Source organism: Actinomadura soli, assembly GCF_005889715.1.
Taxonomy (GTDB): domain Bacteria; phylum Actinomycetota; class Actinomycetes; order Streptosporangiales; family Streptosporangiaceae; genus Spirillospora; species Spirillospora soli.
Genome location: NZ_VCKW01000103.1, coordinates 1 through 20,090, shown reverse-complemented (window position 1 = coordinate 20,090; position 20,090 = coordinate 1). Strand labels below are relative to the sequence as shown.

Below are 20,090 nucleotides of genomic sequence, written 5' to 3'. Positions count from 1 at the left end.
GCGTTGGCATAGGGCGTTCACAGCTTTTTCGGCCCCGGATGGACGGACGGGAACCGCCGGCAGGGACAATTCCTGTAGTGCGAAGACCCGTTCGACCGTTCGGAGGACGTATTGACGTCGGTCCCGTGGGCCGGTCCCGAGTGGGACGACCCTGCGTTGACCCAGCTAGCACGGCAGTTGCGTGACGCTCACCGGGCCGTCGCGCCGCTGCCCGCGGCGACCCGGCGGCGGCTGATCCGCCATCTCCTGGCGATCACCGATCTGGCGAAAAGGGACCCTGGGCTGGCCGCCCGCAGGCTGGAGACGTTCCTCGCCGATTTCCAAGAGACCCCTGACGTCGGTTAGCGTGCGCAGTGGCCGGATCCGGTCCGGTCACCCGGCGAGACGGGGGCGAGGCCGACAAAACGCCAGCGACACGCCAACTCGTGCGTGCAGGTGATTGTGTCCATGCCGGGGGTCCCTTAGTTTCGTTCGGGCAAGGGGGGAACTAGAGGAGTAACCCATGAACAAGCGTGAGCTGGTCGACGCCATCTCTGACCGGCTGGGCAGCAAGAAGGCCGCAGCCGAGGCCGTCGACGCCATCCTGGAGGCGATCCAGACCGCCGTCGCGAAGGGCGACAAGGTCGCGATCACCGGGTTCGGTTCGTTCGAGAGGGCCGACCGGCCTGCCCGTACGGCCCGCAATCCCGCAACGGGCAAGACCATTCAGGTTCCCGCGACGCAGGTGCCGAAGTTCAGGGCCGGCGCGGACTTCAAGAACCTGGTGGCGGGCAAGAAGTAGCCTCACCCCGACAGCGCCCGGGCCCGTGCAGACCAGACACGGACCCGGGCGCTGTCGCATGCCCGCCCCTGGCCTAGCCCAGGGGGAATGTCGAGAGGGTCACCACCGAGATCCGGTCGCCGTCCATGGCGAGGTTGACGCGCTGGCCGAACCGCAGGAACCGCAGGCCCCCGGCCGCGAACGCGTCCGCGTCGAAGGGCAGCTCCGTCCCGTCGTCGAGCAGCACGCTGCCCGAGCGGGTCTCCGTGTCGTACTCCTTCACCGTGCCTTGCATACCGCAACCATAGGCATACCCGAACTCTAGGCGAGCGCGGGGAGTTCGGCGGCGACGGCGGCGGTCCGGGGTCCGGCGCCGAGCGCCAGGGCGGCGCGGAGGTCGTCGAGGGTGTCGACGTCGCGCCGGACGGTGTCGGTGCCGGGCAGCAGGAGCTCGCGGGCGCCGCGGGCGCGATGCGCGGTGCGGGAGTCGGCGCCGAACGCGGGCGAGAACGGGACGCCGGGACGGGCCGTGTACAGGGTCGTTCCGGTGCCCGCCGCGTCCGGCACGAACGCCTCGGGGGACTCCGCGGCCGCGTCCAGGACGCGCGCGAGTTCAAGGGGCCGCAAAGCGGGCAGGTCGGCGGAGAGCGCGCCGACGCCCGCCTCCACGCCCGCGTCCGCGGCGAACTCGCGGCCCCGGCGGGCGCCGTAGCCGAGCGCCGGGTTCAGGCCCGCGTCCGGGACGTCGGGCACGACGCGGGCGCCGAGCGCGGCCAGCTCGGCGGCGGGAAGGGGGTCGTCGGTGACGACGATCACGGTGCGGACCCGGTCACAGCGCAGCGCGGCGGCGACCGTGTCGGCCGCCACCGCCAGCGCGAGCGGCTCGCGGTGCGGGCCCGCGGCCGCCGACATGCGGGTCTTCGCCCGGGCCAGCACCTTGACCGGCACGACGAGCGACCACTGGAAGTGCTCTGCGGTAGACATGGCAACTCGACACTATGCGCACGCAACCGCGACACTTGAGTACACCCCGCGTTCACGTTGGGACGGATGAGGAGGAGACGAGCCATGGGCCACGCGTATTCGCCGGGCTGGCGGAAGCTCACGATCGTCATCCTGCGCCCGCTGCTGTTCGGGCTGTCGAAACGTGACTGGCGGGGCCGGGGCAACGTGCCGCGGGAGGGCGGCGTCATCATCGCCGCCAACCACATCTCCGAAGCCGACCCGCTCGCGCTCGCGCACTTCGTCAGCGCGTCCGGGCGCTACCCCGTCTATCTGGCCAAATCGACGCTCTTCGACGTGAGGTTCATCAGGAGCGTCCTGCGCGGAACCGGCCAGATCCCCGTCCACCGCGATCAGGAGGACGCGTCCCTCGCGCTGAAGGACGCCGAGAAGGCCCTGCTGGACGGCGAGTGCCTGGTCGTCTACCCGGAGGGCAGCTGCACCCGCGACCCCGAGCTGTGGCCCATGACCGGGCAGACCGGGGTGGCGCGGCTGGCGCTGAAGACCGGCGCGAAGGTCGTCCCGGTGGCGAACTGGGGCGCGCACGAGCTGATGCCCTACAAGAAGGGCGAGCAGACGGGCCTCGCGGGCGGGCTGAAGAAGGGGTTCCATCCGTTCCCGCGCAAGACGATGAAGGTGGTCGCCGGGCCGCCCGTCGACCTGTCGGCGTACGAGGGGCGCCCGCTCGGCCGGGAGACGCTGCGCGCCGCCACCGACGAGATCATGGCCGCCATCACCGGCCTGCTCGCCGGGCTGCGCGGCCAGGAGCCGCCGAAGGACCGCTACGACCACCACCGGGTCCTGGAGGAGCGCCGCCGGGCGGCCGCGGCCGTGCCCGACCCGGCGAAATCGAAGGCGGACGGCTCGTGACGTTCCGCACCGCCGTGATGGGGGCCGGGTCCTGGGGGACGACGTTCACCAAGCTGCTGCACGACGCGGGCGGCGAGGTCGTCCTGTGGGGCCGGCGCCGCGAGGTCGTCGAGGCCGTGAACGAGCGGCACGAGAACCCCGACTACCTGCCCGGCGTCACGCTGCCCGAGGGGGTCCGCGCGACGCTCGACCCGGCCGAGGCGCTCCGCGGCGCCGATTTCGTCGCGCTGGCCGTCCCGGCGCAGACGCTCCGGCAGAACCTCGCCGCGTGGGTGCCGCTGCTGCCGCCGGACGCCGTGCTCGTCAGCCTGATGAAGGGCGTCGAGCTCGGCACGTCCCGGCGGATGTCGGAGGTCATCTGCGAGGTCGCGGACGTCCCCGAGGAGCGCGCCGGGGTGTTCTGCGGCCCGAACCTCGCCCGCGAGGTCGCCGGCGGGGAGCCCGGCGCGGCCGTCGCCGCCTGCGTGGACGAGGACGCCGCGCAACGCCTCCAGGCCGCGACCATGACGCCGTACTTCCGCGTCTACACCAGCACGGACGTCGTCGGCTGCGAGCTCGGCGGCGCGGTGAAGAACATCGTCGCGCTGTGCGTCGGGATGTCCGTCGGGCTCGGGTTCGGCGCCAGCACGCAGGCGCTGCTGATGACCCGCGGGCTCGCCGAGATCGCCCGGCTCGGCGCCGCGCTCGGCGCCGACGAGCACACCTTCGCCGGGCTCGCCGGGATGGGCGACCTCGTCGGGACGTGCATGTCGCCGCTGTCGCGCAACCGGACCTTCGGCGAGAACCTCGGCCGCGGCATGACGCTGGAGCAGGTCGTCGCCGTCACCAAGCAGACCGCGGAGGGCGTCAAGTCGTCCGAGGCGGTGCTGGAGCTGGCCCGCAAGCACAACGTGGAGATGCCGATCACCGAGGCCGTCACCGCCGTCCTGCACCACGGCATGCCGATCAAGGAGGCGGCCATCGCGCTGATCTCCCGCTCGCCGAAGCCGGAACGGTACGGGGTATGACATGAGCGCCCCCGGCCGCTCGTGGCCGATTCCGGCTGATCAACGGTAGGGTCGGTCCTCATGTCCCAGGCTTCAAAGATCCGCGTGGCGGTGGTCTTCGGCGGACGCAGCTCCGAGCACGCGATCTCCTGCGTCACCGCGGGGGCCGTCATGGCCGCCATCGACCGGGACCGGTACGAGATGGTGCCGATCGGCATCGCCCGCGACGGGCGCTGGGTGCTGCCGCCCGGCGACCTGCGGCTCGCGATCGAGGACGGCCGGCTGCCCGAGGTGACCGGGTCCGGCGGCGTCCTCGCGCTCCCGTTCGACCCCGACAGCCGCGGCCTGATGGTCGTCGAGCAGGGCCAGGTCCCCGAACGGCTCGGCGACGTCGACGTTGTGCTGCCGCTGCTGCACGGCCCCTACGGCGAGGACGGCACCATCCAGGGCCTCCTCGACCTGGCCGGCGTCCGGTACGTCGGGGCCGGGGTGCTGGCCAGCGCGGTCGGCATGGACAAGGGGTTCATGAAGCTCGTCTGGCAGGCGCAGGGGCTGCCCGTCGGCCCGTACGTCCTGGTCGGCGACCGGGAGTGGCGGCGCGAGCGCAAGCGCAAGATCGACGAGATCAAGGAGCTGGGCCTCGCGGACGGCCGGCCCGTGTTCGTCAAGCCGTCCCGCGCCGGGTCCAGCATGGGCATCAGCCGCGTGACCGACGAGGCCGGCCTGGAGGCCGCCGTGGACGCGGCCCGCGAGCACGACCCGAAGGTCATCGTGGAGGCCGCCGTCGACGGCCGCGAGATCGAGTGCGGCGTGCTGCAGGGCCTCGACAACGGCCCCGCCGAGGCGAGCCTGCCCGCCGAGGTGCTGATCGCGGGCGGCCACGACTTCTACGACTTCGAGACCAAGTATCTCGACGGCGCCACCCGCATGGCGATCCCGCCGGACCTGCCGCCCGCCGCGATCGAGGAGGTCCGCCGCCTCGCCGTGCGGGCGTTCGACGCCCTCGACTGCGAGGGCCTCGCCCGCGTCGACTTCTTCCACACGCCGGACGGCGGGTGGATCCTCAACGAGATCAACACCATGCCCGGCATGACGCCCACGTCGGCGTTCCCGCAGATGTGGGCGGCGACCGGGCTCGACTACCCGGCGCTGGTCGACCGCCTCATCCAGACCGCCCTGCAACGCTCCACAGGGCTGCGCTAGCCGGACGGCGGCCATCCGCCATCCGCTAGCCGAACGGCAGCCATCCGGACGCCTTCAGCGTGGCGGCGTCGGTGGCCCGGGCGCCGGCGTCGGAGATCGTCCAGAGCGTGTCGCCCACGATCAGTGATCGCTGGATCGAGCGTCCGTACCCGTCGTCCTTCGGATGCGTCACCGTGCCCATCCGGCGCACCTCGTCGCCCTCGACCTTGAGGACGAGCGCCTCGCCTCCGCCGCTTCGCGCTCCGGTGGCCGGGATGACCGTCAGGCCCGTCGCGGGCCAGTACAGGAACGCGTGCGGCTCGAACTCGGCGGCGGCGTTGGCCTCGGGGAGCCGGTAGGCGTCCAGCCGCCGCGGCCCGGATCTCACGTCGAAGAGCGAGACCTGCAGGCCGAGCCTCCGGCCGGTCTCGTCGGCGTCCTGCCCGACGCCGAGGAGCCGTCCGTCGCCGACCGGATGCAGGTAGGCGGAATAGCCGGGGATCTTCAGCTCGCCGGTGCGGCGGGGGCGGCGCGGGTCCGCTAGGTCGAGCACGTACAGCGGGTCGACCTGGCGGAACGTCACGACGTACGCGGCCGGGCCGATGAACCGGACGGAGTAGATCCGCTCGCCCTTGCCCAGGCCGTCGACGCGTCCGACCTCGTCGAGGCGGGCGCCGTTCTGCGCGAGGACGTACACCGAACTCTGCGACGACCGGTTTCCCGGGTCGAACCTGCTGGTCGTCGTGGCCAGCCTCAGGTTCCCGTCGTGCTCGGACATCGAGTACTGGTTGAGCAGGTCGCCCTTTACCGAACCGGACGCCACGTAACGGGGCCGCCCCTTGCCGCCGACGTCGAACTTGTACACGTCGGTGCGCTGCTCGGGGGGCTTCGCCGACGACCTCCTCGGCATCGGGATGTACGGCTGCGGGGGAGTGCCGGTGACGTAGAGGCTCTTCCCGTTGCCGTACACGGTCGACCCCTCGGCGGTGACGGCGATGGCCTGCGGATCGCCGAGGCCCTGCGCCAGGTCGAACGTCAGCACGCTCAGCATGGACGAGCCCGCGTACGAGGCCGGGCGGCTGACCTGGTCACAGGGAGGCCGGTACTTCTTCGCGGCGCCGCCGTTCCCGCCGTCCACCTGGAAGGACGGCAGCCAGGCGTCGAGCGGCGCCTTCATCACAGCCGCCCGGTTCGCCTCGACGGCCTCGTCCTCGCCCCGGCCGCCGTCGCTCCGGCCGTCACGCGTCGGGAAGTCGATCCGCGGCCTGGACTGCATCACGACCCGCACCGTGGAGCCGCTCTGCCGCGCGTCCATGTAGCCGGCCTCGGTCGTCATGGTCCCGACGACCTTCGGGGCGCCGGAGATGTCGACCAGCGTCAGCCGGGTCGTCGGCGTCGGCCGCACCGGTTCGTCCGGCAGCACCGGCTTGGACGAGCCCTCCATCCCCGGGGCCGGCGGACGCTCGAACGGGATCATCATCGAGCGCTGGGTCATCACGAGCACGCGGTCGCCGCTGAGCAGCATCTGCCCCTCGCCGTCCGGGCCGAGCCCTCGGGGCCCCGGTATGTCCAGCGTGTGCGCGACCTTGCGGGTGGCGGGGTCGATGACATGGAGTTCGCCGCCGGCGAGCGTCACGATCCGGCGGCCGTCGGTCTTGACGAGGTCGGGCTCGTCGGCGGCCGCCTCATGCGAGTTCGTCGTGGAGTGCTGCGGGGGCGAACCCTGCGCCCCGTCCGGGGCCTCCGCCGATTGCGGACCCTTCCGCAGGGCGGTGTCGCCCTCGGGCAACGCGAGCATCGGGGGGCCGTCGGTCAGCCCGTACGGGCCGACCTTGTCCGCCGTCGCACGGCGCAGACCGTCCAGGAGGGCGTCGCACCCGTCATAGGCGACGAGCCGCATCGGCGGCGCCGGGACCGGCGGATCCTGGGACCCGGACGACCCGCTGCACCCGGTTGCCCCGGCGAGCACCAGCACCGTCGTGGCTGACACAAACGAACGTCCACGCATTGACTTTGGACGCTCGCCCAACGCACGAGGTTCCACTCAAGTACCGACTTATCGCCCTACGGCCATTGCTCGCCGCGGAACTGCTGGCCTGATGGCGGTCCGCTCGGATGTGGCCCTGGGCCCGCGTTGGCGCGCTGGTGGCTTCGGCTCCGGGAGGCGGCTGGATGTGCCAGGCTTGGGGGGCTGTACCCCCGTCCGAGGAGAATGTCCCGTGTCGCATCGCGGCCTGCCGGAACGCATCGGCCCGTACCGGGTCGTGGACCGGCTCGGTGAGGGTGGGATGGGCACGGTGTACGCCGGGCTGGACGAGTCGGGACGCAAGGTCGCCATCAAGGTGATCAGGCGCGAGTTCGCCGCCGACCGGCAGTACCGCGCGCGGTTCGAGGCGGAGGTCGCGGCGGCGCAGCGGGTCCGGCCGTTCTGCACGGCGCCCGTCCTGGACGCCGACCCCGCCGCCGACCCGCCCTACCTCGTCACCGAGTTCGTGAACGGGCCGAGCCTGGACGCGGCCGTGGCCAAGGACGGCGCGCTGCGGGGCGCCGACCTGGAGGCCGTCGCGGTCGGGATCGCGACCGCGCTGACCGCCATCCACGACGCCGGCGTCGTCCACCGCGACCTGAAGCCTGCCAACGTGGTCCTGTCCACGTTCGGGCCGCGGGTCATCGACTTCGGCATCGCCCGCTCCCTGGACGGGACGCGCCTCACCGCGACCGGCGGCATCGTCGGCACGCCCGCGTTCATGGCCCCCGAGCAGCTGGACGGACGCGGCGCCACACCGGCGTCCGACGTGTTCGCCTGGGGCGCGACCGTGGCGTTCGCCGCGCGCGGCGGGCCGTGCTTCGACGGCGCCTCGATCCCGGCGATCATGCACCAGATCCTCAGCGGCGACCCGGACCTGAGCGGGCTGGGCGGCTCGCTCCTGAACGCCGTCCGCTCGGCGCTCGCCAAGGACCCGGCACGGCGCCCGACCGCCCAGTCCCTGCTGGACGGGCTCATCTCCAGCGGTGTCCGACAACCCGCCCAGACCGCGGACCATCCCCGGACGCAGGCACCCGCGCAGCCCCGGACGCCGGCACCCCCACGGCATGAGACGCAGGCTTCCGCGCAGCAGCGGACGCAGGGGGCGGGGAGCTTCCAGACCCCGGCTCCGGCGCTCGCCGCCGGGGAGGCGGAGGTGCTGGTCGAACAGCAGTACCGGCAGGCCGCCCAGGCCGGTGACCCGGCCGCGATGCGCAACCTCGCCATGCTGCTGAACGGGCAGGGCCGCACGGCCGAGGCGGAGACGTGGAACCGGTACGCCGACGCGATCGCCGCCCGCGGCACCGCCTACCCGCAGCCCGCGGGCTACACCGGCTATCCGACGCAGCCGCCGCACCCGGCGTCCGGCCACCAGTTCCCGGCCGCCGCGCACCATCCGCACGCCAAGCGGCCCATCAACAGCCTCGCGATCTACGCGGTCTCCATGGGGGCGGTCGGGCTGATCACGTGCGGGCTCCCGTCCATCCCGGCGATCATCGCGGGGCATATGGCGTGGGCGCGGCTGCGCCGCTCCGGCGAGCGCGGGCTGGGCCTCGCGGTGACCGGGATCGCGCTCGGCTGGGTCATGGTCGCGTTCTGGGCGCTGGTCGCCTTCGGCGCGGCCCTCCCGGACGAGACCTGACCGCCAACCGCCAACCGCCAGCCGTCGGCCGCAGGAAAATGCGTTGCGGCGGTCTCCCGGACGATGGCACCGTGGACGACGTCAGCCCGTCCAAGACACGAGGCTTCTGAGAGGAGGACCGGCCATGGCTCTGGAGCAGTATCGACTTCGACTGCCCTCGGCGTCGCGCGCCCGCCCCGGCCGGTATCCCGTCTCCTGACGATTCCCTGGTCGAGCCGCCGCGAGTGACGCCACCTCGCGAATCTTCTTGCGGCTCTACTCCAACAGGTAGAGAGGCCACTCTCAGAAAGTGGACGTTCCGGGTTCGACTCCCGGGAGCCGCACGCATGCCTCCGTAGTCCAACCTCCGAGGAGGCACGACGCGGCCGGTCCGGTCGCGTGACGCGGGCCCTGGCGGTCCGTGCATGGGGCGGCGCCGACGTTCGGAGAGTCGGGTCCGGCTGTAACCCGGTTGCCTTTGCGCTGAGTGGGTTCGAATCCCACCCGCCTCACCGTCCAGCGCTGGTGAACTCTGTTTCGCGCTCTGACCTTGGGTAACTCGTAAACGCGCATGCGCGGGGTCATCATGCGATGACAGGGGGCGAGCATGGGGTCTTGGCGAAGACACGCGGCCGGAGGACTGATCCTGCTGTTCTGCGCCGTGGCTTGCGGGACGGACAAGGCGTCCCCGGCGACCACGCCACTGCCGATGCAACCGAGTGGCCTGGCCGTCGGAGGCGACGTCCAGCCCCAGGCGACGGACGTCACGAAGACCCGCGTCTCCGACGCCCAGCTGCAGCAGATCGCCGCTGCGTGCCGTGAGGCGGTCGAGATCACCGATGCGGGCGGCGACCCGTGCGCCCGGTCCATCAAGGAGCAGTTCAAGAACCAGCGGCCGTGCCGGGCGGACGCCCCCTGCATGATCGCGCGCGAGACGAGCTCCAACCCGGCCGGGATCGTCGAGATCAAGGACAGCTCATCGTGTGCGGGCGGGGAAGGGAACGTGTGCCTGCGGGTGGGAGTGAAGACCAGGACGGAGTTCTTCGACGTCGCCGCGACGACCCCGCCCGAGGCGTCGCCCGGCGACGGGCCCCCGTCCAAGGACTCGACATCGCCCGGCGGTGACTCGCCCTCGCCCGAGGGGCCGAGCGGCGGGAGCGAGATCACGCCGGAGAGCCCGGAAGACGCCCCGTCCGAAGAGGACGACCCCGGCCCCGCCGGGACGTGACCGATGTCCGCCGACCCCGCCGAAGGGCCCGCCGACGAGCCTTCCGAGGCGGCCGCCGCGTCGTCCGGCGGGGATCGGGCGATCGGGCAGCTCGTCGAGGTCGCCGGACGGGTGCTGGCGTCCACCGGTGTGCTGACGGCGATCCTGTACTACTTCGGCTACGTGCGCGAGCGGTCGCTCTTCGCCTACTTCGGGATCGACCTCGGCACGGTCGGCTTCACGACGACGGACTACCTCGTGAAGAGCGCGGGGCCGGTGTTCTCCCCGCTGGCGTCGGTGATGGTGTTCGGCGTGGGCGCGCTCATCGCCCATCATCTCCTCGTCCATCTGCTGCGCGGGGCGTCCAGCCGCGGGCGGATGGTCATCTGTGTGCTGCTCACGGCCCTGGCCGTCACCCTGGTCACGATCGGCGCCGTCAGCCTGCACCGGCACGCCGACGACATCATCAGCGGGCCCTACCTGTCGCCCGCGGCGCTCGGCGCCGGGACCCTGCTGCTGGAGTACGTCGCCGAGACCGCGATGCGCTACGGGGTGGCGCGGGGCGCGTGGGCGGAGATCCTCGTGTCGACCCGTTCCGTCCGGCGCCTGATGCTCATCGCGCTCGCGCTGATCGCGGCCTTCTGGGCGACGGCCAACGCGGCACAGGAGCACGGCAACGACGCGGCCCGCGCCATCGAGCTGTCGCTGCCGACCAGCGCGCAGGCGGTCGTGTACTCCCGGGAGCGCCTGCACATCACCGGATCCGGGGTCGGCGTGCTGCGGTTGAGCACCGAGGACGCCGCGTTCAAGTACCGCTACAACGGCCTGCGCACGCTCGCGCACGAGGGAGGCACCTGGTTCCTGCTCCCGGTCGGCTGGACGCGTGACAACGGCGCCACGGTCATCCTGCTCCCCGACTCGACGAAGGACATCCGGGTCGATCTGGCGCCCTGACGGCCCGCGTGGTCGCTGCGAGCCTGCACCTACCCGCACGGGGTGGTCAGATCTGGCCTTCGGGCTTCTTCGGGATCGTCGCCTTGATCAGCGGGCCGAGTTCGATGAGCACGTCCCCGGCCGGGTTGTACTTGGGCGGGACGGTCACCTCGACGTACGCCTGCCGCGCGACGGCGGTGAACGTGACCGGGCGGTTCACCGGCTGCCCGAACCAGTCGATCCCGTTGATCGTCACCAGCTGGGACGTGGGATGGAGCGTCGCGGGACGCGGTACCCCGCAGCGCAGCGCGATCGAGGGCGAACCCCAGGCGGCGGTCAACGGCGAACTCGGGGAGGTGTCGCGGCGGCCCTGCCCGCGCACTTTCTCTGGGAGCCGGAGCCCCTCGCACAGCCGCTCTGTGGCGGTGTCGGGCTGGGGCACCGGCACCTGGACGGCTCCGTCGCCGCACGCGCCGATCATCAGCGCCAGCCCCGCGACCAGGAACGTCCGGGCAATGCGCCTCTTGGGGCCTCCCAGGCCCCCCGGAAAAGGCGGATTCCTTCTGAGGGGACGACCCCTCAGGCCCGTAGGCAGAAGCAATTCAGATATGGACGATCGGGCACGTGAGCGTGCGGGTGATGCCCTCGACCGCCTGGATCTGGGCGACGACGAGCTTGCCGAGCTCGTCGACATTGCGCGCCTCCGCTCGGACGATCACGTCGTAAGGTCCCGTGACGTCCTCCGCCAGAGTGACGCCGGTTATGCCGGAGATGTGGCTTGCCACCTCGGCCGCCTTGCCGACTTCGGTCTGGATGAGGATGTAGGCCTGCACCATCACGTCCTCCCCGGGCGGAGAATCAACCGTCGGACGGTTCACCGTATCGTGTTACGCGCCCCCGCGCGTGGCCGGGGGCGGGCGCGCCCCGAGCGGGCGCGCGCCGGGCGGTCGGAACACGGGGAATCGGCGCGGATGGGGCGGATGGGCACGATCGGGGACGTGGGCGAGTTCGGGCTGATCGCCCGGCTGACCCGCCGGCTGCCGCAGGGGCCGGACGTGCGGCTCGGGCCCGGCGACGACGCGGCCGTGATCTCCGCGCCGGACGGGCGTGTCGTGGCCACCACCGACCTGCTCGTGGAGGGGCGGCACTTCCGACGCGACTGGTCCGGGCCGTACGACATCGGGCGCAAGGCCGCCGCGCAGAACCTCGCCGACGTCGTCGCGATGGGCGCCCGGCCCACGGCGCTGCTCGTCGGGTTCGCGGCCCCGCCGGACACCGAGGCGGGCTGGGCCGAACGCCTCTACGACGGGCTCGCTGACGAATGCCGCGTGGCCGGGGCGTCCGTCGCGGGAGGCGACGTCGTCGGCGCGCCCGGCATCACGCTCGCGATCACCGCGCTCGGGGATCTGGGCGGCGCGGCGCCGCTCACCCGGTCCGGGGCGCGTCCGGGCGACGTCGTGGCCGTCCGGGGACGGCTAGGCCACGCCGCCGCCGGGCTCGCCCTGCTCACCGGAGGGCGGGACGGCCCAGCCGAGCTGATAGCCGCGCACCGCCGCCCGGAGCCCCCGTACGCGGCGGGGGAGGAGGCGCGCTCCCACGGCGCCACCGCGCTGCTGGACGTGAGCGACGGGCTCGTCCAGGACCTCGGGCACCTCGCGGGCGCGAGCGGTGTGCGGATCGAGATCGACTCGTCCGCCGTGCCCGTCCCGGCGATCCTCGGCCCGGACGGGCTGCTCCACGCGCTCACCGGAGGCGAGGACCACGCCTTCGCCGGGACCTTCCCTCCGGACGCCGTCCTGCCCTCGTCCTGGACGGTGATCGGGACCGCCCGCGAGGGGGCGGGAGTGCGCGTGGACGGGCGCGAGCCGCCGACCGGCGCGTGGGATCATTTCCCGACGTGAGACGCCCTGCACGGAGCGAGTCCGCCTGTGCGCGTTGGGGCATCCTGTAGGCACGGTTGGTACGGGTTTGGTATACATCCTCTGATCGAAGAGGGATGGGATGGGACGACACACCAGGCGCGAAGAACCGGACGACGAACCCGTACCGGACGCCTCCGCGTCCCAGGGTCCGTTCTACGGCGCTCCGCCGGGCACGTCCTTCGACGCCTTCTCCGGGCCGACCGACGACCGCGTCTACGTGTCACCGCACGAACGCATCTCGACCGGCCCTCCGCCCGACGCGGAACGCACGCACGGCCCTCCAGGACGGCCCAGGTTCGACCCCCTTCCAGGGGACTATCCCGGTGACTATCCAGGCGCTCCCAGCCCCCATCCCGCCGCGGCTCCCGAAGACCCGTTCGGCTCGTTCGAGCCACTCGCGCCGTCCGACACGCGAGACGCGCGAGACCCGAGAGAACCGAGAGAACCGGACGCCGAGACGTCCGGCTCCGCCGGCGGTGGACCGTTCAAGTTCCTCTCGGTGCTCCCCGTCCCGCTGCTGCCGATCGTCGCGCTCGTCATCGCGGTCGGGATCGTCGCCTACGCGCTGAGCACGCAGCAGATCTCGCTCAACTTCGCGGGCGGCGTGCCGCACGACAGCACGCAGACCAACCCCAGGGACAACCAGGTCTCCCAGCGCGAGCAGAACGAGCGCGCCAGCCGCGGCGCCGGCCGGACCGACGGCCTCATCATCGCCTTCAAGGTCGCGTCGAGGAGCCCGGACGGTTTCAGGGCGACCGCCACGATCGCCAACAAGGGGCCGCGGCCCGTCACCAGGTGGGCGCTCGCGTTCAAGATCCCCAGCGCGTCCGTCACCGCCATCAAGGGGGCCACCGTCGTGAAGACGGGCGAGGTCGCCTACGTCCGCGGACGCACCGGCATTGCGCCCGGCGCGACGGTGCGGATCGTGTTCGCCGCGCGGGGCACCGCGGCCAAGCCGTCGACGTGCATCCTGAACAGCCAGCCCTGCGCCATCGTCTGAGACAGACGCCGCCCCCGCCCGCCGCCCCTGCCCGCTCACCGAGCTCGTCCGGCGGTGCGTAAGCCATAAAGTGGACGCATGACGCACTCCCCGTCCGCCGTCCCGTCCACGCGGCAGGCACCGCCGCTCGTGCTCACCGTCGCGGGCTCCGACTCCGGCGGCGGCGCCGGAATCCAGGCGGACCTGAAGACCATGCTCGCGCTCGGCGTCCACGGGATGAGCGTCATCGCCGCCGTCACCGCGCAGAACTCGCTCGGCGTCCAGGGGTACTGGGAGCTGCCGGTCGAGGCGGTGCGGGCCCAGCTCGACTCCGTGCTGTCCGACATCGGCGTCCACGCGATCAAGACGGGGATGCTCGCGTCCACGGTCCTGGTCGAGACCGTCGCGGAGGCTCTGGCGGCCTCGGACGCGCCCGCCGTGGTCGACCCCGTCGGCGTGTCCAAGCACGGCGACTCGCTGCTCGCGCCCGACGCCGTCCAGGCCGTCCGCTCGGTGCTGCTGCCGGCCGCGACCGTCGTCACGCCCAACCTCTACGAGGTGGAGCAGCTCACCGGCGTCAAGGTGGTGGACGAGGCGGGTCTGCGCGAGGCCGCCGAGGCGGTCAAGGCGCTCGGCCCGCAGTGGGTCCTGATCAAGGGCGGGCACCTGCCGGGCGAGCCCGCCGACCTGCTGTTCGACGGGGAGCGCGAGCACCGGTTCACCGCGCCCCGGCACGACAACCGGCACACCCACGGCACCGGGTGCACGCTCGCGTCCGCGATCGCGTCGCACCTGGCGCTCGGCGCGGACGTCCCCGCCGCGGTGGCGAAGGCGAAGGAGTACGTGACGGGCGCGATCGCGGCGGGCTTCCCGCTCGGCGCGGGCATCGGCCCCGTCGACCACGGCTGGCGCCACCGCACCTGACGTCACTGAACCTGACGCCACCGCACTGCCCCGACGCGCCAGAGCCGGAGGCCAGGACGCACAAAAAACCGGCTCATCGGGCCATCCCGATGAGCCGGCCGAAGCCCTGCCCGGCGGTGCTCAGACCGTCGGCTTGACGACCTTCCCGGCCTTGATGCAGGACGTGCACGCGTTGATCCGCTTGGTGCTGCCGTTCACGACGGCGCGCACGCGCTGGATGTTGGGGTTCCAGCGGCGCGGGGTGCGGCGGTGCGAGTGGGAGACGCGCATGCCGAAACCGGGTCCCTTGCCGCAGACGTCGCAGACGGAAGCCACGGGAAACTCCAAGTGGTGTCGAAGCTCTGACCGGAGCGCCGCCCGTCGCCGCTGTGGGCGAGCCGGGCATCATGGGCGCTCACTGATGAGCGCCTCGGACGAGGCGCACGGATCAGAGTAGCCGACAGCCAGTCGGATAGGCGAATCGGCGTGCGAACATCCGGCTTTACGGCTTCCCCAGGACGCCCTTGACACGGTACAGAAGAGTCGGGCGAAAGCTGAGAGGGGCGGGGCGTGGGTGAAGTCCTCGACATGGCGGCGATCCGGCGGTGGTGCAGGGGCGCCGCGGAGGCGCTGGGCAGCACCCGGACGGAGATCGACGCGCTGAACGTGTTCCCCGTCCCGGACGGCGACACCGGTACCAATCTGCACCTGACCGTGCTCGCGGCCGCGGACGCTCTGGACGAGCTCCCGGACGGCGCGGGCGACCCGGACACCTGGCGGGAACTGGCGCGGGGCGCTCTCCTGGGCGCGCGCGGCAACTCCGGCGTGATCCTCAGCCAGGTGTTCCGCGGTCTCGCGGACGTCCTCGGCCCGCTGGACGCGCCGCCCGGCGCGGCCGAGTTCGCTGCCGCGCTGGAGCACGCGTCCGGCCTGGCCCGCGGCGCCGTGGAGCATCCCGTCGAGGGAACGATCCTGAGCGTCCTGGACGCCGCCTCCTCCGCATGCACCTCGGCCACGGGAACGTCCGCCACCGGCCTCGCCGAGGCGACGCAAGCCGCCGCCGCGGGCGCGAGGCGGGCGCTGCACCTCACCACCGGCCAACTGGACGTGCTGGCCCGCAGCGGCGTCGTGGACGCGGGCGCCGCCGGGCTCTGCATCGTGCTCGACGCGCTCGTCGCCGAGATCACCGAGGAGTACCCCGAGCACTACGAGGTGCCGGCCCGCACTTCCGGCACGCCGGCCTCCGCGCAAGGGCGTCCGAAACCGCGGAACGGTCCCGGCTACGAGGTCATGTACTTGCTGTACGCGCAGGACGACGCCGTCCACACCCTCCGCGAGAAGCTCGACCGCCTCGGAGATTCGCTGGTCGTGGTAGGCGGCGGCGGGCTTTGGAACGTTCACGTGCACGTGGACGACGCGGGCGCGGCCATCGAGGCGGGCCTGGCGGCGGGGCGCCCGCACCGGATCCGCGTCACCTACCTGCACGCCGGGACGCGGGAGCCGCACGCCCCGCACACCGGCCGCGCGGTGATCGCGGTCACCGCCGCCGACGGCCTGGCCGCGCTGTTCGAGGAGTGCGGGGCCCGGGTCGTCCGCCGCGATCCGGGTTCGGCGCCGCCGCTCGCGGTCCTGACGGAGGCGATCCTCGCGGCGGGCGACGAGGTGACCGTCCTGCCGAACGAGCCCGAGGTCCTGTCCCTCGCCGAGGCCGCGGCGGAACGTGCCCGCGAGGCGGGGGCGAGCATCGCGGTCGTCCCGGCCAAGGCGTCCGTCCAGGGGATGGCGGCGCTCGCGGTGCACGACCCGCTGCGCCGCTTCGCCGAGGACGTGATCGAGATGACCCGCGCCGCCGGGGCCACCCGGTTCGGCCACCTGGAGGTCGCCGGGCAGGAGGCGGTCACGAGCGTCGGCCTGTGCCAGCCGGGCGACGTGCTCGGCCTGATCGAGGGCGACGTCGTGACGATCGGCGCGGGCGTCGCGGAGGTCGCGCGGCACGTCCTGGACCGGATGCTGTCGGGCGGCGGCGAGCTGGCCACGCTGATCATCGGCCTGTACGCGCCGCCCGGCCTCGCCGCCGCGCTCGAAGGGCATCTGCGCGACACGCATCCGGACGTGGAGGTCGGCGTCTACGACGGCGGCCAGGAACGGTACCCGCTCCTCATGGGCATCGAGTGAGCATCAGGGGCATCGAGTGAGCATCGCCTGATTCCCGTCGCCCCCATCGGCTAGAAAAGACAGCGTGGCGAATCTCGACGAGCCGTTGCGCAATGTCCTCGGCGACAAGACGGCCAAGGTGCTGGAGAAGGGCCTCGACCTGCGCACCGCCGGCGACCTCCTGCACCACTACCCGCGCCGCTACGCGCACCGCGGCGAGCTCACGCAGCTCAGCGGCCTGCAGGACGGCGAGCACGTCACCGTCATGGCGGAGGTCGTGAAGGTCCAGGGCCGCACCCTCACCCGCAGCCCCGGCTACGTCCTGGAGATCACCGTCACGGACGGCACCGGCGAGCTGAAGCTGAGCTTCTTCGGCCGGAAGGGCTCCTACCGGCCGGAGAAGGACCTCTCGCCCGGGACGCGCGGCCTGTTCGCCGGGAAGATCAGCACCTACCGGCCGCGCAGCGGGAAGGCGGTCCGCCAGCTCGCGCACCCGCAGTACAAGGTCGTCCGCGAGACGGGCGCCGAGCAGGCCGCGCAGGAGTGGGCCGACGAGATCATCCCGATCTACCCGTCGACGAAGAACCTGCCGATCGAGACGATCGGCACGTCCGTCGGCACCGTGCTCGACCAGCTCGACCTGCCCGCCGACCCGATGCCCGCGCCGCTCCTGCGGCGCCGCGGTCTGATCGGGCTGCGCGAGGCGTACGAGGGCATCCACCGCCCGCAGAGCTGGGAGGAGCTGGGCCGCGCCAAGAAGCGCCTCAAATGGGACGAGGCGTTCGTCGTCCAGGTCGCACTGGCACAGCGCCGCCTCGCCGCCGCCGCCCTCCCCGCAACGCCGCGCCCGCCGTCCTTCGGCGGCCTCCAGGCGGAGTTCGACGCGCGCCTGCCGTTCGAGCTCACCAAGGGCCAGCGCGAGGTGGGCGACGAGATCGCCGCCGACCTGGCCCTCGAACACCCCATGCACCGCCTCCTCCAGGGCGACGTCGGCTCCGGGAAGACGGTCGTCGCGCTGCGCGCCATGCTCCAGGTCGTGGACGGCGGCGGGCAGGCCGCCCTGCTCGCGCCGACCGAGGTCCTCGCCCAGCAGCACTACCGGTCGATCACCGGCATGCTCGGTGACCTCGCCCAGGCCGGGCAGCTCGGCGGCGCCGACAACGCCACCCGCGTCGCGCTCCTCACCGGGTCGCAGGGCGCGAAGGCGCGCAAGGAGGCCCTGCTGGACGCCGCGTCCGGCGCCGCGGGCATCGTCGTCGGCACCCACGCGCTCCTCCAGGAGAGCGTCCAGTTCGCCGACCTGGGCCTCGTCGTCGTGGACGAGCAGCACCGCTTCGGCGTCGAACAGCGGGACGCGCTGCGCGAGAAGACCGGCGGCGGGCGGCCGCACGTCCTGGTCATGACGGCGACGCCGATCCCGCGCACGGTGGCGATGACGGTGTTCGGCGACCTGGAGACGTCCGTCCTCGGGCAGCTCCCGGCGGGCCGCTCCGAGATCCAGACCCACGTGGTGCCTCCGGAGAAGCCCGCGTTCTTCGCCCGTACCTGGGAGCGCATCAAGGAGGAGGCGTCCAAGGGCCGTCAGGTCTACATCGTCTGCCCGCGCATCGGCGAGCAGGAGGGCGACGAAGGCGACGCCATCGCGCCCGACGACGAGGGCCGCCGCTCACCGCTCGGCATCATGGAGGTCCTGCCGAAACTGGAGGAACTGCTCTCCGGGCTGAGCATCGGCGTCCTGCACGGCAAGCTCCACCCCGACGAGAAGGACGCGGTGATGCGCCGCTTCACCGACCGCGACCTGGACGTCCTGCTCGCCACCACGGTCATCGAGGTCGGCGTGGACGTCCCCAACGCCACCGTCATGGTGATCATGGACGCGGACCGGTTCGGCGTCTCCCAGCTCCATCAGCTCCGCGGACGCGTCGGACGCGGCTCCCTGCACGGCCTGTGCCTCCTCGTCACCGACGCCGAGCCCGGCAGCAAGGCCCGCGAACGCCTCGACGCCGTCGCCTCCACCACCGACGGCTTCAAACTCTCCCGCCTGGACCTGGAACAACGCCGCGAGGGCGACGTTCTGGGCGCCGCCCAGGCAGGCCGCACCTCCAGCCTCCGCCTCCTGACCCTCCAGAAGGACGAGGACGTAATCCGCGACGCCCGCGAAGAGGCGACGACACTGGTCGAGAAAGACCCGGACCTCTCCGACCACCCCGGCCTGGCCACCGTCCTCGCCTCGCTCCTGGACGAAGACCGCGCCGACTTCCTCGAAAAGGCCTGATCGTGACAACGGAGAACGCACGGGCGATTACAGGCGTCTAACGTATAGCCGATCGTAAGTGGCCATGCGGCGCCCGCGCGGGTACAGGTCCCGTGGCGGGTCTCGCATGCGACGGAGGAGCTCCCATGACGGCCGTTGGCCCATTGCTGCCCGGCGACCCGGCTCGGCTCGGGCGGTACGAGCTGGTCGGACGGATCGGGGAGGGCGGGCAGAGCGTCGTCTACCTGGGGCGCCGTGAGGACGGCGAGCAGGCCGCGGTGAAGCTGCTGCGCGACCGGTTCAGCCGCGATCCGGAGTGGCGGGCGCGGTTCGAGCGGGAGATGCGGATGATCGGGCGGGTCGCCGGGTTCTGCACCGCCCAGGTCCTCGACGCCGACATCTCCGGCGACCTGCCCTACGTCGTCAGCGAGTACGTGCCGGGGCCGTCGCTGAGCGGCCTCGTCAACGAGAAGGGGCCGCGCACCGGCACCGACCTCGACCGGCTCGCGATCGGGACCGTGACGGCGCTGGCGGCGATCCACCGGGCGGGCATCCTGCACCGCGACTTCAAGCCGTCCAACGTGCTGATGGGCCCGGACGGGCCGCGCGTCATCGACTTCGGCATCGCGCGGATCGCCGGGGCGTCGGCGACCAAGGGCAGCGGCGTGGTGGGGACCCCGTCGTACATGGCGCCCGAGCAGGTCACCGACACCGACCTCGGCACGGGCGTGGACCTGTTCACCTGGGCGGCGACGATGCTGTTCGCGGCGACGGGACGGCACCCGTTCGGCAACGACACGATCTCCGCGGTGTTCCACCGGATCCTGAACTACGAGCCCGACCTGTCGGCGCTGCCGGAGTCGCTGCGCGGCGTCGTCGCGTCCTGCCTGGCCAAGGACCCGGCGCGCCGCCCGGAGGCGCAGGGGGTGCTGCTGAACCTGCTCGGCGGCGTCGACACGATCGACGACGGCGACATGGGCACGCTCAGCACCGGCGCCCATTTCGCGGGCGATCCGAGGACACCGCCGTCGGCGCCGCCGACCGTCGGCCGGGCCGATCACCTGATGGGGACGGACCCGGGCGGCACCGGCCCCGGGATCGGCCTCGGAACCGGCCCTGGAATGGGCGGCCCGCTGGGCTACGCGCAGTCGCCGCAGACCGTCCCGCCGCGGCGGCGCCGCCGGGGGCTGGGCATCGCCGCGGCCGCGGCGGCGGTGCTGCTCGCGGCCGGGGTGGGCGGGGCGTCGTGGGCGCTGCTGTCCGGCGGCTCGGGGGAGAAGCCCGCGAAGGC

Annotated in this window: 20 protein-coding genes and 2 tRNA genes; 16 read left to right on the top strand and 6 right to left on the bottom strand. The window is 72.6% G+C overall.

Annotated features, from left to right (window positions below; translation table 11 throughout):
• Positions 1-111 precede the first annotated feature (111 nt).
• Together ETD83_RS20615 and ETD83_RS20610 are read left to right on the top strand one after the other, a co-directional pair.
• The gene (locus tag ETD83_RS20615; RefSeq protein WP_138646773.1) at positions 112-345 is read left to right on the top strand and encodes an SCO5555 family protein; all 234 of its coding nucleotides are present in this window, start codon (positions 112-114) and stop codon (positions 343-345) included.
• A 157-nt stretch (positions 346-502) separates the two neighbouring features.
• On the top strand, positions 503-781 hold the full coding sequence (locus tag ETD83_RS20610; RefSeq protein ID WP_138646772.1) for an HU family DNA-binding protein: 279 nt from the start codon (positions 503-505) through the stop codon (positions 779-781).
• 73 nt (positions 782-854) lie between these two features.
• Here ETD83_RS20610 and ETD83_RS42665 read toward each other — a convergent pair whose 3' ends face one another.
• Together ETD83_RS42665 and cofC are read right to left on the bottom strand one after the other, a co-directional pair.
• Entirely contained in the window at positions 855-1,055 is a 201-nt protein-coding gene (locus ETD83_RS42665; RefSeq protein ID WP_171064346.1) for a hypothetical protein, read from the bottom strand.
• A 26-nt stretch (positions 1,056-1,081) separates the two neighbouring features.
• Positions 1,082-1,744, bottom strand: coding sequence for a 2-phospho-L-lactate guanylyltransferase (gene cofC, locus ETD83_RS20605; protein ID WP_171064345.1), 663 nt, complete (start codon positions 1,742-1,744; stop codon positions 1,082-1,084).
• Between the two features lie 84 nt (positions 1,745-1,828).
• Between cofC and ETD83_RS20600 the strand changes: the two genes are divergently transcribed.
• The 3 genes from ETD83_RS20600 to ETD83_RS20590 are packed head-to-tail and all read left to right on the top strand — an operon-like array spanning position 1,829 to position 4,821.
• Entirely contained in the window at positions 1,829-2,632 is an 804-nt protein-coding gene (locus ETD83_RS20600) for a lysophospholipid acyltransferase family protein (protein WP_138646771.1), read from the top strand.
• A 17-nt stretch (positions 2,633-2,649) separates the two neighbouring features.
• A complete protein-coding gene (locus tag ETD83_RS20595; RefSeq protein WP_138646784.1) occupies positions 2,650-3,639 on the top strand; it encodes an NAD(P)H-dependent glycerol-3-phosphate dehydrogenase in 990 nt (329 codons plus the stop codon).
• Positions 3,640-3,699: 60 nt separating this feature from the next.
• The gene (locus tag ETD83_RS20590; protein WP_138646770.1) at positions 3,700-4,821 is read left to right on the top strand and encodes a D-alanine--D-alanine ligase family protein; all 1,122 of its coding nucleotides are present in this window, start codon (positions 3,700-3,702) and stop codon (positions 4,819-4,821) included.
• A gap of 25 nt (positions 4,822-4,846) precedes the next feature.
• Here ETD83_RS20590 and ETD83_RS20585 read toward each other — a convergent pair whose 3' ends face one another.
• On the bottom strand, positions 4,847-6,790 hold the full coding sequence (locus ETD83_RS20585; RefSeq protein ID WP_205717784.1) for a beta-propeller domain-containing protein: 1,944 nt from the start codon (positions 6,788-6,790) through the stop codon (positions 4,847-4,849).
• 229 nt (positions 6,791-7,019) lie between these two features.
• On the opposite strand from ETD83_RS20585, the gene ETD83_RS20580 reads away from it, so the two are divergent.
• The 5 genes from ETD83_RS20580 (at position 7,020) to ETD83_RS20565 (ending at position 10,608) form a co-directional block, all read left to right on the top strand.
• Positions 7,020-8,468 (top strand): protein kinase domain-containing protein, encoded by a 1,449-nt coding sequence (locus ETD83_RS20580; protein ID WP_171064344.1) that lies wholly within the window; start codon positions 7,020-7,022, stop codon positions 8,466-8,468.
• A 249-nt stretch (positions 8,469-8,717) separates the two neighbouring features.
• Positions 8,718-8,791, top strand: a tRNA-Leu gene (locus ETD83_RS20575).
• Between the two features lie 83 nt (positions 8,792-8,874).
• Positions 8,875-8,959 (top strand) — tRNA-Tyr (locus ETD83_RS42660).
• A 197-nt stretch (positions 8,960-9,156) separates the two neighbouring features.
• Positions 9,157-9,675 carry a hypothetical protein gene (locus ETD83_RS20570; RefSeq protein ID WP_138646767.1) on the top strand — a complete coding sequence of 173 codons (519 nt, stop codon included), beginning with the start codon at positions 9,157-9,159 and terminating at the stop codon, positions 9,673-9,675.
• Positions 9,676-9,678: 3 nt separating this feature from the next.
• On the top strand, positions 9,679-10,608 hold the full coding sequence (locus ETD83_RS20565) for a hypothetical protein (RefSeq protein WP_138646766.1): 930 nt from the start codon (positions 9,679-9,681) through the stop codon (positions 10,606-10,608).
• 46 nt (positions 10,609-10,654) lie between these two features.
• On the opposite strand, the gene ETD83_RS20560 is transcribed toward ETD83_RS20565, so the two are convergent.
• Positions 10,655-11,068, bottom strand: a complete 414-nt coding sequence (locus ETD83_RS20560) for a DUF3515 domain-containing protein (RefSeq protein WP_138646765.1) — start codon at positions 11,066-11,068, stop codon at positions 10,655-10,657.
• A gap of 121 nt (positions 11,069-11,189) precedes the next feature.
• Positions 11,190-11,423, bottom strand: a complete 234-nt coding sequence (locus tag ETD83_RS20555) for an Lrp/AsnC family transcriptional regulator (protein ID WP_131967567.1) — start codon at positions 11,421-11,423, stop codon at positions 11,190-11,192.
• A 144-nt stretch (positions 11,424-11,567) separates the two neighbouring features.
• Here ETD83_RS20555 and ETD83_RS20550 point away from each other — a divergent pair, with 144 nt between their 5' ends.
• From ETD83_RS20550 to thiD, 3 genes are all read left to right on the top strand, one after another.
• Positions 11,568-12,488, top strand: a complete 921-nt coding sequence (locus tag ETD83_RS20550) for a thiamine-phosphate kinase (protein WP_138646764.1) — start codon at positions 11,568-11,570, stop codon at positions 12,486-12,488.
• A gap of 100 nt (positions 12,489-12,588) precedes the next feature.
• The gene (locus tag ETD83_RS20545) at positions 12,589-13,509 is read left to right on the top strand and encodes a cellulose binding domain-containing protein (protein ID WP_138646763.1); all 921 of its coding nucleotides are present in this window, start codon (positions 12,589-12,591) and stop codon (positions 13,507-13,509) included.
• A 78-nt stretch (positions 13,510-13,587) separates the two neighbouring features.
• Complete coding sequence (gene thiD, locus ETD83_RS20540; protein ID WP_138646762.1) at positions 13,588-14,412, top strand: bifunctional hydroxymethylpyrimidine kinase/phosphomethylpyrimidine kinase; 825 nt, start codon at positions 13,588-13,590, stop codon at positions 14,410-14,412.
• 120 nt (positions 14,413-14,532) lie between these two features.
• On the opposite strand, the gene rpmB is transcribed toward thiD, so the two are convergent.
• Positions 14,533-14,727: a 50S ribosomal protein L28 gene (gene rpmB, locus ETD83_RS20535; protein ID WP_030164391.1), complete on the bottom strand. Its 195-nt coding sequence runs from the start codon at positions 14,725-14,727 to the stop codon at positions 14,533-14,535.
• Between the two features lie 234 nt (positions 14,728-14,961).
• On the opposite strand from rpmB, the gene ETD83_RS20530 reads away from it, so the two are divergent.
• The 3 genes from ETD83_RS20530 to ETD83_RS20520 form a co-directional block, all read left to right on the top strand.
• On the top strand, positions 14,962-16,566 hold the full coding sequence (locus tag ETD83_RS20530; protein ID WP_138646761.1) for a DAK2 domain-containing protein: 1,605 nt from the start codon (positions 14,962-14,964) through the stop codon (positions 16,564-16,566).
• A gap of 64 nt (positions 16,567-16,630) precedes the next feature.
• On the top strand, positions 16,631-18,820 hold the full coding sequence (recG, locus tag ETD83_RS20525; RefSeq protein ID WP_138646760.1) for an ATP-dependent DNA helicase RecG: 2,190 nt from the start codon (positions 16,631-16,633) through the stop codon (positions 18,818-18,820).
• Between the two features lie 125 nt (positions 18,821-18,945).
• Positions 18,946-20,090, top strand: a 1,145-nt coding sequence (locus ETD83_RS20520; protein WP_138646759.1) for a serine/threonine-protein kinase, incomplete at its 3' end; no start/stop codon positions are given.